Origin of the sequence: Nocardioides aromaticivorans, from assembly GCF_013408525.1 — a bacterium.
Lineage (GTDB): Bacteria > Actinomycetota > Actinomycetes > Propionibacteriales > Nocardioidaceae > Nocardioides > Nocardioides aromaticivorans.
In genome coordinates this window covers 3,939,298-3,952,748 of sequence record NZ_JACBZM010000001.1, presented here as the reverse complement: position 1 = coordinate 3,952,748, position 13,451 = coordinate 3,939,298, and the positions used below count along the sequence as shown (strand labels likewise).

At 74.3% G+C, this 13,451-nt stretch carries 14 protein-coding genes; 4 read left to right on the top strand and 10 right to left on the bottom strand.

Features of this window, described 5'->3' with window-relative positions; translation table 11 throughout:
• Positions 1–2: 2 nt before the first annotated feature.
• Both BJ993_RS26660 and BJ993_RS18975 read right to left on the bottom strand, forming a co-directional pair.
• Complete coding sequence (locus tag BJ993_RS26660; protein ID WP_179650576.1) at positions 3–1,211, bottom strand: FHA domain-containing protein; 1,209 nt, start codon at positions 1,209–1,211, stop codon at positions 3–5.
• Positions 1,208–2,023, bottom strand: a complete 816-nt coding sequence (locus BJ993_RS18975; RefSeq protein WP_179650575.1) for a PP2C family protein-serine/threonine phosphatase — start codon at positions 2,021–2,023, stop codon at positions 1,208–1,210. Before BJ993_RS18975 ends, BJ993_RS26660 begins: the two co-directional genes overlap by 4 nt.
• 177 nt (positions 2,024–2,200) lie before the next feature.
• On the opposite strand from BJ993_RS18975, the gene BJ993_RS18970 reads away from it, so the two are divergent.
• Entirely contained in the window at positions 2,201–2,572 is a 372-nt protein-coding gene (locus tag BJ993_RS18970; protein WP_179650573.1) for an FKBP-type peptidyl-prolyl cis-trans isomerase, read from the top strand.
• A 6-nt stretch (positions 2,573–2,578) separates the two neighbouring features.
• On the opposite strand, the gene BJ993_RS18965 is transcribed toward BJ993_RS18970, so the two are convergent.
• From BJ993_RS18965 to BJ993_RS18955, 3 genes are all read right to left on the bottom strand, one after another.
• The gene (locus tag BJ993_RS18965; RefSeq protein WP_373366966.1) at positions 2,579–2,788 is read right to left on the bottom strand and encodes an RNA-binding S4 domain-containing protein; all 210 of its coding nucleotides are present in this window, start codon (positions 2,786–2,788) and stop codon (positions 2,579–2,581) included.
• A gap of 167 nt (positions 2,789–2,955) precedes the next feature.
• A complete protein-coding gene (locus BJ993_RS18960; protein WP_308645630.1) occupies positions 2,956–4,218 on the bottom strand; it encodes a DUF445 domain-containing protein in 1,263 nt (420 codons plus the stop codon).
• A 183-nt stretch (positions 4,219–4,401) separates the two neighbouring features.
• Positions 4,402–5,826 carry an MFS transporter gene (locus BJ993_RS18955; protein ID WP_051931673.1) on the bottom strand — a complete coding sequence of 475 codons (1,425 nt, stop codon included), beginning with the start codon at positions 5,824–5,826 and terminating at the stop codon, positions 4,402–4,404.
• Between the two features lie 77 nt (positions 5,827–5,903).
• Between BJ993_RS18955 and BJ993_RS18950 the strand changes: the two genes are divergently transcribed.
• On the top strand, positions 5,904–6,512 hold the full coding sequence (locus BJ993_RS18950) for a TetR/AcrR family transcriptional regulator (RefSeq protein WP_179650568.1): 609 nt from the start codon (positions 5,904–5,906) through the stop codon (positions 6,510–6,512).
• A complete protein-coding gene (locus BJ993_RS18945; protein ID WP_179650566.1) occupies positions 6,512–7,159 on the top strand; it encodes a Pr6Pr family membrane protein in 648 nt (215 codons plus the stop codon). Before BJ993_RS18950 ends, BJ993_RS18945 begins: the two co-directional genes overlap by 1 nt.
• Before the next feature lie 3 nt (positions 7,160–7,162).
• On the opposite strand, the gene sigJ is transcribed toward BJ993_RS18945, so the two are convergent.
• The 5 genes from sigJ to BJ993_RS18920 form a co-directional block, all read right to left on the bottom strand.
• The gene (sigJ, locus tag BJ993_RS18940; RefSeq protein WP_308645629.1) at positions 7,163–8,056 is read right to left on the bottom strand and encodes an RNA polymerase sigma factor SigJ; all 894 of its coding nucleotides are present in this window, start codon (positions 8,054–8,056) and stop codon (positions 7,163–7,165) included.
• Complete coding sequence (locus BJ993_RS18935; protein WP_179650565.1) at positions 8,049–8,792, bottom strand: SDR family oxidoreductase; 744 nt, start codon at positions 8,790–8,792, stop codon at positions 8,049–8,051. The genes sigJ and BJ993_RS18935 overlap by 8 nt, the downstream gene beginning before the upstream one ends.
• A gap of 47 nt (positions 8,793–8,839) precedes the next feature.
• Positions 8,840–10,993: a DEAD/DEAH box helicase gene (locus BJ993_RS18930; RefSeq protein WP_036541994.1), complete on the bottom strand. Its 2,154-nt coding sequence runs from the start codon at positions 10,991–10,993 to the stop codon at positions 8,840–8,842.
• Positions 10,994–11,198: 205 nt separating this feature from the next.
• Positions 11,199–12,176, bottom strand: coding sequence for a TIGR03086 family metal-binding protein (locus tag BJ993_RS18925; RefSeq protein ID WP_036541991.1), 978 nt, complete (start codon positions 12,174–12,176; stop codon positions 11,199–11,201).
• Between the two features lie 4 nt (positions 12,177–12,180).
• A complete protein-coding gene (locus BJ993_RS18920) occupies positions 12,181–12,552 on the bottom strand; it encodes an ArsR/SmtB family transcription factor (RefSeq protein ID WP_179650561.1) in 372 nt (123 codons plus the stop codon).
• 159 nt (positions 12,553–12,711) lie between these two features.
• Between BJ993_RS18920 and BJ993_RS18915 the strand changes: the two genes are divergently transcribed.
• On the top strand, positions 12,712–13,269 hold the full coding sequence (locus tag BJ993_RS18915) for a hypothetical protein (protein WP_179650560.1): 558 nt from the start codon (positions 12,712–12,714) through the stop codon (positions 13,267–13,269).
• Positions 13,270–13,451: the final 182 nt, after the last annotated feature.

Below are 13,451 nucleotides of genomic sequence, written 5' to 3'. Positions count from 1 at the left end.
GCTCAGCGCTCCGGCGAGGGGATGACCGTCGCGGTCAGCCCCTTGGACAGGGTCAGGACGTCGCCGACCGCGACCTCGGTGGCCACGCCGTGGTCGAGCGCGACGGGCGTCCGGCCCTGCCGCGCCAGCAGCGTGCCGTTGGTGGAGGTGTCGGTGACCGTGACGCGGATGCCGTCGCAGGCCACCTCGAGGTGGGTGCTGGAGACATAGGGGTCGTCGACCGTGACCAGCGCCGGGAGGTTGGCGCTGCCGCCGACCTGCTGGACCCGCGGGCTGCGCCCGATGAGCACCCGGCGCCGGATCGTGACGACCCGGCCGCTGGAGAGCTGGAGCGCGACAAGGGCGCGCACGGGCGGCGGGGGCGGCTGGTGGCTCGTGGGCGGAGCGGGCGGGGCTGGCGGGCCGGGTGGGGCAGGCGGCACCGGCGGCGCCGGCGGCCCCGGCGGCGAGGTGGGTACGACGGGCACGCCGGCCTGGCCCGCGCGCAGCGCCTGCAGCTGGGCGGGCGTGATGGTCCGGCCGTCGTGGTCGGGGTCCGCGACCGGCGCGGCGGGCCAGCCGCCCGCCGGTGCGGCGACGGGCGGGGCCGGCGGCGCGGGCGGCGCCGGGGGCGGCACGACCGGGGCGGCGGCGGAGGCGGGGGTGCGCAGCACGGTGTGCTCGGCGGCCGGGGAGTGCTCCTGCGGGGCGGGCTCGACGGGCGCGGGCTCGACAGGCGCGGCCTCGACGGGCTCGGGAGCGGCGGCGGGCGCCGGGATCCGGACCGCGGCAGGCGCCGGGTCCTCGGCCTCCGCAGCGGGCACGGGGACCCAGGCCAGCCCGGCGCTGCGCACGACGCCGGCGGTGATCGGGAGGGTGGCACCGGCGAGCGGCGTACCGACCGGGGCGACCTCCACCGTGTCGCCGGGCGTGAGGGCGGCGGTGGCCTCGGTCCAGGTGGCGGCGTCGCGCCCCTCGACGGCGAAGCCGGCGATCCGCACGGCGAACCCGCCGCGGACCAGGACCCGCGCCTCGCTGCCGTCGACACGCACGACCGCGAAGTCGGGCAGGTCGCCGAGCGCGCCCCGCGAGAGCGCCTCGACGACCTTCAGCGGGTCGAGGTCGGCGCCGGCGAGCGGGACGAGGTCGGCGAGACGGTCGGCCGCCGCGAGGACGATGCCCTGCGGGGTGACGAGGGTGGCGAGCTCGCCGACGGCGTAGGACGCGCTCACGGCTGCACCGCCGGGAAGGGCTGGGTGCGCTCGGTCGCGTGCTCGTCGCCGCCCTCGACGTCGACGACCACCACGGTGACGTTGTCGTGCCCGCCCGCGGCGACCGCGGCGTCGACCAGCGTGGCCACCACCTCGTCGGGCGGCAGCTGGCCGGTGAGGATGTGCACGAGTGCGGTGTCGGACAGCTCCGAGGTCAGTCCGTCGGAGCACAGCAGCAGCCGCGACCCGGGCCCGGCGGGGACCAGGGAGAAGTCCGGCTCGGCGTCGGTGAGCGCGCCGATCGCACGGGTGATCACGTGCCGCTCGGGGTGGCCGATCGCCTCCTCGCGGGTGATCCGGCCGGCGTCGATGAGCTCCTGCACGACCGAGTGGTCCTTGGAGATCTGCTCGAGCACGCCGTGGGCGTAGGAGTAGGCGCGGGAGTCACCGAGGTTGGCGACCAGCCAGTAGCCGTGCCCGTCCTGGAGGACGTACGCCGCCGCCACGAGCGTGGACCCGGGCGCGGTGGTGAACTCGGCGGCCAGCGCGGAGACGCGCACCTGCGCCGCGGCGATCGCCGCCTCGACGTCACCGGGCTCGACGCGCGCGCGGGCGGACAGCGGCTCGAACGCCTCGACGACCAGCCGGCTGGCGACGTCGCCGCGGGCGTAGCCGCCCATGCCGTCGGCGACCAGGAAGACGGGCGGGGCGACCAGCGAGGAGTCCTCGTTGACGGTCCGGATCCGGCCCGGGTGGCTGCCGGCGGAGTAGACGAGCCGGGTCGAGCCACCGGGGACAGGCCACGACTCGACGCCCGTCGTGTTGACCCGCACCACTACCCCCGAGAACGACCCCTGCCCCACCCCTCCCATCCAGAAGTGGGGACGCTGGCCCGCAGCGTATCGCGGACCCGGCCGCCTCCGGGCGGCAATGGCGCCAGATCCGGGCACGCCACCGGGTGGCGCGGGCCACGCCGCGGGGCGGCGTCGGGCACGCCGTAGGCTTGCGGGATGAGCCAGAAGCCCGAGATCGACTTCGTCGACCCCACCCCGCCCACCGACCTCGTCATCACCGACCTCACCGTCGGCGACGGCGCCGAGGCGCCCTCCGGCAGCACCGTGTCGGTGCACTACGTCGGCGTCGCCCTGTCCACCGGCGAGGAGTTCGACGCGTCGTACAACCGCGGCACCCCGTTGGACTTCCGCCTCGGCATCGGCCAGGTCATCCAGGGCTGGGACACCGGCGTGCAGGGCATGAAGGTCGGCGGCCGCCGCCAGCTCGTGATCCCGCCGCACCTGGGCTACGGCGACCGTGGCGCCGGCGGCGTGATCAAGCCGGGCGAGACGCTGATCTTCGTCGTGGACCTGCTGGCTGTTCGCTGACCCGTCTCACCAGGGCAGGTTGTCCGGGGCGTCGCCGTCGGCGACCCGGGCAGCCTGCCCCTGCAGCACCACCACGTCGCCCACGCGCAGCTGGCGCCCGCGACGGGTCTCGACCTCGCCGTTGACCTGGACCAGCCCGTCGGCGATGACCGGCTTCGCGTCGGCACCCGACTCGACCAGGTTGGCGAGCTTGAGGAACTGACCCAGCCGGATCACCTCGTCGCGGATCGCGACGTCGACGGGCACCGGGCCCGCGGGCTCGATGGGGTCGGGGTCCTTGCGCTTGCGGCCGAACATGGCCATCAGTGAACCAGCACCCGTCTGGATCGACTGATTCGCGGCGAGCGGAGCGTGCCCACATTGGGGCGCTCCGCTCGCGGAATTCAGTGGATCCAGACGGAGATCGCGTGGATCAGCAGGCCCACCAGGCCGCCGACGATCGTGCCGTTGATCCGGATGAACTGCAGGTCGCGGCCGACGTGCAGCTCGATGCGCTGCGCCGCCTCCTTGCCGTCCCAGCGCTCGATCGTGTGCGTGATGACCGCGGTCAGCTCCGTGCCGTAGCGCTCGACGGCGAAGACCGCGGCGTCGGCGGCCATCCGGTCCAGCCGCTCGCGCAGCGGGGCGTCGGAGCGCAGCCGCGCCGAGGCCGCCTCGACCTCGACGAGCAGCCGACGTCGTACGGCGCCCTGCGGGTCGTCGAGCGAGGTCAGCAGCGCCTTGCGGAGCGCCTTCCACAGCGTGACGGCCGTGCCGATCACCGCGGGGTGCTCGAGCACGCGCTCCTTGAGCCGGTCGGCCCGCGCCTGGGTGTCCGGGTTCTCCAGCAGGTCGTCCGAGAGCCGCTCGAGCATCGAGTCGAGCGCGCGCCGGGCCCGGTGGTCGGGGGTGTCGCGGATCTCGGCCATCCAGCGCACCATCTCGAGGTGGGCGCGGTTGATGACATAGGTGTTGACGCTCTCCGGCGCCCACCAGGGCGCCCGCTCCCCCAGCACCTCGTGCACCGTGTCGGGGTTGGCGACCAGCCAGTCGTGCATCTCCTCCAGCATCAGGTCGACGACGCCGTGGTGGAGGTTGTCCTCGAGCGCCTCGGCGAGCAGCCCGCCGAGGAGCGGGGCGATCGGCTCCTCCCGGAAGCGCGGCACCAGGGCCTCGTTGACGAGCGCCTCGATGTGGTCGTCGCGGACCTTGCCGAGCGCGACCGCAGCGACCTCCGCGACCTCGGTGACCACCCGCTCGGCGTTGGCCGGCACCGCGAGCCAGTCCGCCACCCGCTGCGCGATCTGCACGCCGAGCACCCGCTCGCGGATGATGTCGGCCTGCAGGAAGTTCTCCCCGACGAACTGCTCGAGACCCTTGCCGAGGTCGTCCTTGCGCTTGGGGATCAGCGCGGTGTGCGGGATCGGCAGCCCGAGCGGGTGCTTGAACAGCGCGGTGACCGCGAACCAGTCCGCGATCGCGCCGACCATCGACGCCTCGGCACCCGCGTTGACGAAGCCCCACGCACCGTCGCGGCCGAGTGTGGCGGCGTACACGGCGGCGGCGAGGAGCAGCAGCGAGACGGCGACGGTACGCATCCGGCGCAGGGCCGATCGGCGGACCTCGTCGGCAGACGGGTCGGACGGGATCAGCGGGCCGGCGGACACGCGGCCATCCTTGCGCATGAACGGAAGCGGGGCGGCTCCGGTCTCGGGCCGGAGCCGCCCCTTCGCGTGTCGCGAAACCCCCCAGTCACCGCAGCCACGCACTCCGATCAACGACCGGGGAACGGCGAGGTTCCGGGTACCCGTGATGTCTTGTCACGGACATGTGACCGGATCTGAGACTGGTCACCTGTCCGTTCGGCGGGCGGGCACCAGGGCGGCCAGGAGGACCCCGGCGAAGGCGGCCGCGGCGCCCACGACGAAGCAGATCCGGAAGGCGCTCTCATCGGGGATCTCGTAGCCGCCGAGGCTGGTCGTCGAGGACGTCAGGATGGCCGCCATCACGGCGGAGGAGACACTCGTGCCGATGGAGCGCATCAGGCCGTTGATGCCCACGCCCGAGCCGGCCTCGCTCAGCGGGACGGACTCGAGGATGAGGGTCGGCATGGCGGCGTACCCGATCCCGATGCCGGCCGAGGTGATGCAGTTGGACACCAGGAGCTGCCACGGGGCGTCGGTCAGGAAGATCGCGAACACGTAGCCCAGGCCGAGCACCGTGGCGCCCACCATCAGCGTCCGGCGGGCGCCGACCAGGCGGATCAGCCGACCCGACACGGGCGAGAAGGCCATCATCACCAGGCCACCGGGCGCGAGCCAGAGGCCCGTCTCGAGCAGGCTCTGCCCCAGGCCGTAGCCGGTGGCCTCCGGCGACTGCAGGAGCCGGGGTACGACGATCGCCTGGGCCATCATCCCGAAGCCGATCGCGATCGCGGCGACGTTCGTGAGCAGCACCGGGCGGCGGGCGGTGACCCGCAGGTCGCACAGCGGGTCGGCGACGCGCAGCTCGTAGCTGCCCCAGGCGACGAGGACGACGACGGCAGCGGCGACGAGGCCGAGGGTGCGCCCGTGGGCCCAGCCCCAGTCGTTGCCCTTCGACACCGCGACGAGCAGCGCGACCAGGCCGACCGCCAGGCCCACCGCGCCGACGGCGTCGAAGCGGCCGGGCACGGCGTCGCGCACGTGCGGCACGAGCAGCACGACGGCCGCGGCGACGAGCGCCGCGAGGCCGGTCGAGACCCAGAACAGGGTGTGCCAGCTGAAGTCCTGCACGATCCACGCCGACAGCGGCAGGCCGATCGCACCACCGACGCCGAGCGTGGCGCTCATCGCGGCCATGCCGGTCGCCGCGAACTGCGGCGGCACGACCTCGCGCATCAGCGCGATGCCGACGGGGATGAAGCCCATCGCGAGGCCCTGCAGCATGCGGCCGGCCAGCATCGGGGCGAGCGAGCTGCTCAGGGCGCAGACGAGCGAGCCGAGCACGAGCAGCGAGGAGCTGACCACGAGCACGCGCTGCTTGCCGAACAGGTCGCCGAGGCGCCCGGAGATCGGCATCGAGACGGCGCCGGCGACGAGGGTCGCGGTGACCACCCACGACGCGTTGGCCTCGCTCGTGCGCAGCAGCATCCCGAGCTGGCCCTGGATCGGGATGACCATCGTCTGGGTCAGCGACACGACCAGCCCGCCGAGGCACAGGACGGCGACGGTCAGCAGGGGCGACCCGGTGCGGCCACCGGTCGCGGCACTCGCCGCAGGCGCAGTAGTTGTCACGGTCAACCAGTCAACGGCGTTGACCGAAGGGCTGTCAACACCGTTGACCGGCCCGGTCGATGCCCTACGGTTGCGGTGTGACCAAGACCTCCTCCCCCGACCGTCCGGTCCCGCCGGACGAGCGCCAGCTGCGGCCGGCGGGGCGGGCCACGCGGGCCGCGATCGAGGAGGCCGCCCGGCGGCTGTTCGCGGAGCGCGGGTTCGACGCGTCGGTCCGGGCGATCGCCCACGAGGCGGGCGTCGATCCCGCCCTGGTCATCCGGCACTTCGGGTCGAAGGAGGCGCTCTTCCTGCGCTGCGTCGACACCTCCACCGGCATCGGGACGGTCCTCGACGGACCGCTGGAGACGGTCGGGCGTCGACTGGTCGCCTACTTCCTCGAGCCCGGCCGTCCGCTGCTCCGCCAGCGCTACCTCGCCCTCGCCCAGGCCGCCCACCTCGACCAGGTCCGCGAGGAGATGAACCGCCACACCGCCGAGACCTATGTCGCCGCGCTCGCGCCCCGGCTGACCGGCCCCGACCGTGAGCTGCGGGTCGCGCTGGCGGTCGCCCAGCTCGGCGGCCTGCTCAACCTGGTCTTCCGGCAGGAGGACCCCCTCGTCACGGCCGCCGACACCGACCGTGTCGTCGCGCTGTATGGCGACGCGATCCAGCACCTGCTCACCCCCGACGCCGAGGGACCCTGATGCGCGGCGCGCGCGGCTGGCACGTGCTCACGGCCGCGGTCACCGTGGCGGCCGTGGTCCTCCAGCTGGTCCTCGTCGTGCAGGGCGGGCGGGTGCTCGACGAGGTCGAGCCCCCGGGCCTCGGCCTCCGGCTGGCCCGCTTCATCGCCTACTTCACGATCCAGAGCAACATCCTGGTCGCGGTCGCCACCACCCTGCTCGCGCTCTCCCCCGACCGCGACGGCGCCGCCTTCCGGGCGCTGCGCCTCGCCGCCACCGTCGGCATCACGGTCACCGGGCTGGTGCACTTCTTCCTGCTCCGCCCGCTGCTCGACCTCACCGGCGCCGACTGGGCCGCCGACAAGCTGTTGCACATGGTCGTCCCGGTGCTGGCCGTCGTGGGCTGGTTCGCGTTCGGCCCGCGCCCGCGCGTCGACGGCCGGGCGGTCGCCGTGGCCTTCGCGTGGCCGATCGCCTGGCTGGCCGTCACCCTCGCCGTCGCCGGCGCGACCCGGTGGGTCCCCTACCCGTTCCTCGACTTCCGCGCCGAGGGCTGGGCGCACGTCGCCGTCGTCTGCCTCGGCATCACCGTGCTGTTCAGCGTGCTCATCGCCGGCTTCCGGTACGCCGACCGGCAGCTCACGACCCAGCCGGCGACCACCGGCTGAGGCTCATCGCCGGTCGGCGGCCGCGAGCTTGGCCGGCGCGCGCACGATGTCGACCCGCGCCACCCGCCCGGCCCGGGCGGTCAGCACCACCAGCGAGGTGAGCACGCCGCCCTGGCGGATCCCGATGGCGGGCAGCCCGTTGGCGAGGAGCAGGTCGACCTCGGCCTGCTGGTCGACGTACTTCGCGACGATGCCGAGGACGTAGCGCGCCGCACGGTCGGCGCCGAGCACCGGACGACGGGCCGCGCTGACGACGCCGCCACCGTCCGAGGTGACGACGACGTCGGGGTCGAGGGTCGCCACGAGCGCCTGGAGGTCGCCACCGGCCGCCGCCGCGAGGAAGCGTCCGAGGACCTCCTCGTGGGCCGTCCGGTCCACCTCGAAGCGCGGTCGCTGCGCGGCGAGGTGGGCGCGCGCCCGGGACGCGAGCTGGCGCACGGCCGCCGGCGTCCGGCCGACCACCGTGGCGATCTCGGGGAAGCCCATGCCGAAGACGTCGTGCAGCACGAACGTGGTCCGCTCCGCCGGCGAGAGCGCCTCCAGGACGACCAGCAGCGCGTACCCGACGGTCTCGTCGAGGGTGACCCGGTCGACCGGGTCGGCGGTCTCGGCAGCCGTGACCACGAAGGGCTCCGGGAGCCACGGACCCACGTAGGCCTCCCGCCGCACCCGCGCGGAGCGGAGCACGTCGGTGGCGGCCCGCGCGACCGCGACCGTCAGCCATGCCGTGACGTCGCGGACCGGCTCACGGGCGTCGGCGTCGACGAGCCGGGTCCAGCAGTCGGCGACGACGTCCTCCGCCTCGGCGCGCGAGCCGAGGATCGCGTAGGCGACGCGCACCATGCGGGGCCGCAGGGCGTCGTATTCGGTGGCGAGCTCGTCGCTGCGCTCAGGCACCCGTCGCCCACTCCTCGAAGGTCTGCCGGCCGAGCGTCGCGCCCGGCCCCGGCAGCAGTCCGCCGCCCTTGACCTGGCGGCCGACAGCCCCCGCCATCGGGAGCGGTACGACGACGCGCCGCTCCCCGCGCCGGCGCAGCTCCGCGCGCACCAGCCGGTCCATCCGCTCCGGCCGCGGGCCGCCGAGCTCGCGCGTGGCGTGCTGCGGCTCACCGAGGGCGGCCGCGACCAGCAGGGCGGCCACCTCCGCGGCCGCGACCGGCTGGCTCAGCATCCGCGGGGCCAGCGCGAACGGGCCGGGACTGCGGTCGACGAGCTGGCCGGCGAACTCGTGGAACTGCGTCGCGCGCACGATCGTCCACGGCACCGGGCCGGCCGTGACCAGCTCCTCCTGGCGTCTCTTGCCGAGGTAGTAGGGCAGGTCGACGACGTCGCAGCCGACGATCGAGAGCGCGACGTGGTGGCGCACCCCCGCCCGCTCCCCGGCCTGCACCAGGTGCCGGGTCGCGGCCTCGAAGAAGGCGACCGACACCTTGCCGCTCATGGTCTCGACGTTGCTGGCGTCGACGACCGCGTCGACGCCCGCCAGGGCCTCGTCGAGGCCGGCGCCCGTCGTCAGGTCGACGCCCGCGGACCGGGCGACGACGACCGGGGTCGCGCCGGCCCGTCGTACCTCGTCGACGACCAGCCGGCCGACCAGTCCCGTCCCACCTGCCACTGCGATGCGTGTGCTCATGACAGGTGGACGGGACAGCGGCGGGAAGTGTGACATCGCCCGGACCGTCAGTCCCCGCGCGCCTCCAGCGCCGCGGTCAGCAGCGCCGCCAGCGCCTCGGTCTGCAGGTCGATCGCACCGCCCTCGACCTCCTCGCCGGCACCGTCGAGGGCGCGGGCGGCGAGCCCGGCCTTCTTGTCGATGAGCTCGGCGATGCGGGTGTCGAGGGTCTGGGTCGCGATCACGCGCCAGGCGGTGACCGGCTCGGCCTGGCCGATGCGGTGGACCCGGTCGATGGCCTGGGTCTGCTCGGCGTCGGTCCACGACAGCTCCGCGAGCACCAGGTTGGAGGCGACCTGCAGGTTGAGGCCGACGCCGGCGGCGGTCAGCGAGCAGACCGCGATCTGCACCTCCGGGTCGTTCACGAACGCGTCGATCGCCTTCTGGCGCGCGGTCGAGGACTGGTCGCCGCGGATCGAGGTGAACTTGATGCCGCGCTCGGTGAAGGTCCTCTCCGCCTGGTCCATCACGTCGATGTGCTTGGCGAAGAAGACGACCTTGCCGACGTTGCGGGCCAGCTGGGCGGTGTAGTCGGCCGCGAGACCGGCCTTCGCCTGACCGATCCGGCGCATCATCATGAAGACGTTCTCGCCGGTCTTGGTCGAGTTGTCCTCGCGCTCCCAGCCCGCGACCTGGCGGACCAGGTGGCGGTCGATGCCCTCGACGACGGCTCCGGCTCGACGCGTGGACAGTGCGGCGTCGTACCTCTCGACCATGCGGCGGGCGAGCTCCTGCTCGGCCTTGCGGATCGAGCGGCCGGCCTCGCCCTCCAGCTCGACGGGCATGTCGGCGACGCGGCGGGCGGGGATGTCGGCGGCGACGTCGATCTTGCGGCGGCGCACGATGCCCTCGTCGATGACGGCGCGTCGGGCCGCGGGGTAGAAGGCCGGGTCGGCCGGGGTCAGCCCGGTCTCCTCCAGCGCCTCCATCAGGCTGCCCTGCGGGACGACGTCGTCGATCCAGCCGAGGAACTGCCAGATCGCGCGGAAGTCCTCGATGTCGTTGATCAGCGGGGTGCCGGTCAGCGCCATCATCAGCGGCCGGGCGACGCGGGCGCGGATCCGGTTGGAGATCTCCAGGACGTTCTGCGAGCGCTGGGAGGTCTTGTTCTTGATGTAGTGCGCCTCGTCGACGATCATCCCGCGGAAGCCGTGGGTGCCGAGCCAGCCGACGTGGCGGTCGAGGATCTCGTAGTTGACGACGAACACGTCGGCGAAGCCGTCCGCGTCGTCACCGTCGCCGTGGAGCACCGTCGCCTTGCGGTGCGGCGTCCAGATCTCGACCTCGCGCGCCCAGTTGGTCTTGACGACGTTGGGGACGACGGCGAGCAGCGGGAACGCGCCCGCCGCCTCGGCGGCCAGCAGCGCCTGGGCGGTCTTGCCGAGGCCGGGCTCGTCGGCGAGCAGGTAGGTGCGGTGGCCCAGCGCTGCCGAGCCGATGAGCTGCGCCTGGTGGTGCATCAGCTCGCGCCCGACCGGGCCGTGCAGCCCGGTGAGGTTGGTGAGCTGGTCGGCGTCGGGCAGCGGCATGCACGCCGGGGCGTCGGGCGCCGCGCGCTCGAAGGACCGGAAGAGCGGCTCCAGCAGCTCCCAGCCGGCCAGCCGGCGCGGGCGGACCTTGGCCCGTGCGTGCTCGAAGTCGGGGGCGAGGAAGGGGTTGGCGAGCTGGCGCGCCTGCACCGACTGCGGGATGACCCGCTTCTCGAGCAGGGCCGCCGTCTCGGGGTCGACCGTCACGGGCACCGGCTCGGGCTCGGGCTCGTCGACACCGGCCTTGCGGAGCAGCTCGCGGCGCATGGCCTTCGCCGACTCCGACATCTCGGCGTTCTCGTCGAGCAGCGTGAAGAGCGTGCTGTCGCGGGCCGCGGTCTGGGCGAGGATCGTCGCGATGCCGTCGAGGCGCTTGAGCTCCTCGCCGCGGCGGCTGTCGGAGAGGTCCGGGTCGTTCTTCACCCGCGCCCGCTCCTCGCGGGCGAGCAGGGCCACGACCTGGAACTTCGCGCGCACCTCCGGCATCGCCGATCGGCGCGCGACGGCCGCCTCGACCTCGCGCACGGCGCGCGCGAGCTGCGGGATGATGCCCTCCTCGTTGCGACGCGTCCGCGCCGCCTGCGGGTTGTTGCGTCGCTGCTGCGTCGCTCCCCGCTGGCCTCCTCGAGCCACAGGTGTCCTTCCCATCGCGAACAGCGCCGCGAGGTCTTCATCGCAAGGTCGGTCGACGACGGCTCGCGCTGCTGCGGGAGGGCGCCGACCGGGTGAACGTCACCGGGTGCCCGTCGTACGACGGCGTCCGGTGGTGCACCCAGAGTAGCGCACGGCCTCCCGCGGGGGTGACGCCGCGCACATCGCGGCGACCACCCCCGGGGATTCAGACCAGCGCCAGCGGCGTACGACCCGTGTACGCCGCCAGCCGCGTGAGGGCATCGGCGTCCACCGGAGCGGGCGACTCCTCGGCGAAGGCACGGCCCCGGGCACCGGGGACGACCCGCTCGGCGAGGCCTGCGACGTAGGTGACGAGCTCGTCGCTGACCGTGATGACGGCGCCGGTCGCCTGTGCGAAGTCCCACGCGTGGACCAGCAGCTCGAGGGCCACGATCCCGGCGAGGACAGGCGCGGGGGCCTCCCCGAACGGGCTGCGCGCCATGCCGTCGAGGCCGCGGCGGCGCCAGGCCTCGACCACCTCGGCGGCAAGGACCGCGACGCGGTCCTCCGCGTCGGCGCCCTCGGGCCGGGTGAGCTCGGCCTCGGCCATCGCACCGAGGTCGACGAGGGTGTCGAGCAGGTGCTCGGTCAGCTCGTCGACGGTGAACTCCGAGCACGGGGTCGCCCGGTCGCCGTCGCCGGGACCGACCTGGCGCAGCACGTGCTGGAGCACGGCGAGGGCCGCCTCGGCGGCGACCAGCTCGTCGATCGGGTCGGGCGCGGCAGCCCAGTCGTCGGGGCCCGCGTCTCCCTCGGCCGCGGCGACCTCGAGCCGGCCGAGGAAGTGGTCCCAGCCCTCCGCGTGGCTGGCCTCCTGCTCCACGTCGAGGCCCTCGTGCACGAGCGTGACCGTGGAGCCGTCACCGGCGGGCTCGACGGTCACCGTGACGGTCCCGAGCGAGCCCTCAGCACCCGGCATCAGGTCCCAGCCCCAGTCCAGGACGACCCGGCGGCCGGGCTCGACCTCACGGACGGTGCCGCCGGCGACATTGCCCGGGGTGACGGTCCAGCGCCAGGCCCCACCGGCGCGCAGCTCGAGCCGTGCGGTGACGGCCATCCAGCGCCGCAGGCGCTCGGGCTGGGTGACGAGGGCGAAGGCCTCGTCGGCAGGGACGGGCAGGGACACGGTCTTCGCGTAGGTCATGGCTTCACTCCTGGCTGTGGGGGTCGTGGCTGTCGGGGTCGTGGCTGTCGGGGTCACCGGGGGGCGGGTGCGCACCGGCGCGGTGGAGCTCGTCGGCGTCGGCGACCAGCAGGTCGAGCTCGGCGGTCCAGAACCGGTCGATCTCGGCCTGGAGCCGGCGCAGCCCATCGGGCACGACCCGGTAGAAGCGCTGCCGGCCGGACTTCTCGGCGGCGACCAGCCCGGCCTCGGCGAGGACGAGCAGGTGCTGGCTGATCGCCGAGCGGGTCACCGGGAACTGCCCGGCCAGCTCGGTGACGCTCTGCGGACCGCTCGCCAGCAGCTGCAGGAGGCGGCGCCGGTTGGGCTCCGCTGCGGCACTGAGGGGGTCGGTCACCTCGTACACGTTAGTCAGCACTAACGCGTTAGTCAACACTGACGCGTTCTGTGGGCACTCACAGGCTCCGCCCAGCCGTGGCGCAGCGCTCCCCCAGCCGCCGTCGGCACCGTCGAGGCAGGTCCCCCAGCGAGGCGGGACAGAGACAAGGAGACCGAGATGACCACGTACCGCACCCGCGCCGCAGCCCTGCTCGCCGCCGGCGCCGTCGCCGGCGGCGTGACCGCCGCCAGCCTGTCCGCCCACGCCGCGGACGACACGGGCACCACCTCCGACTCGTCCAGCGCCACCGCGGGCGAGCCCGGTCCCGGCGGCCCCGGTGGCCCCGGACGCGGCGGTCCCGTGGACGCCGCGGCCCTCGCGAAGGCCCTCGGCGTCAGCGAGGACAAGGTGTCCGACGCCCTCGACGCCGTCCGCGACGAGCTGAGGCCGGACGCCGACAGCAGGCCCGCCGACGGCGAGCAGCCGACACCGCCGACCGACGAGGAGCGCGCCGAGCGGGAGGCGGCGTTCGTGACCGCGCTGGCCGAGGAGCTCGGCATCGACGAGGACAAGGTGTCCGACGCGCTGGAGACCCTGCGCGCGGCCGCCAGGGCGGAGCACCGCACCGAGCTCTCCGACCGCCTGGACCAGGCGGTCGACGACGGTGACCTGACCGCCGCCGACAAGGCGTCGGTGCTCAAGGCGTTCGACGCCGGGGTCCTCGGCGGCCGCTAGGCCACGAGCCGCCGACTCGACGGGCGGAACCGCCAACTCGGCGGGCGAAACCGCCAACTCGACGCGCGAAACCGCCAACTCGGCGGACGGAAGCGCCAAGTCGGCGGGCGGGCCGGGCCGCCGCTACCCCACGTCGCGGCGGCCCGGCCGGTGCTCCCGGTGCTCTCGGTACTCCCGGTGCT

Coding starts and splice junctions, on each gene's coding strand:
- BJ993_RS18970 (WP_179650573.1), top strand. CDS start 2,201: ATGAGCCAGAAGCCCGAGATCGACTTCGTCGACCCCACCCCGCCCACC.
- BJ993_RS18945 (WP_179650566.1), top strand. CDS start 6,512: ATGCGCGGCGCGCGCGGCTGGCACGTGCTCACGGCCGCGGTCACCGTG.
- BJ993_RS18935 (WP_179650565.1), bottom strand. CDS start 8,792: ATGAGCACACGCATCGCAGTGGCAGGTGGGACGGGACTGGTCGGCCGG.
- BJ993_RS18925 (WP_036541991.1), bottom strand. CDS start 12,176: ATGACCTACGCGAAGACCGTGTCCCTGCCCGTCCCTGCCGACGAGGCC.
- BJ993_RS18915 (WP_179650560.1), top strand. CDS start 12,712: ATGACCACGTACCGCACCCGCGCCGCAGCCCTGCTCGCCGCCGGCGCC.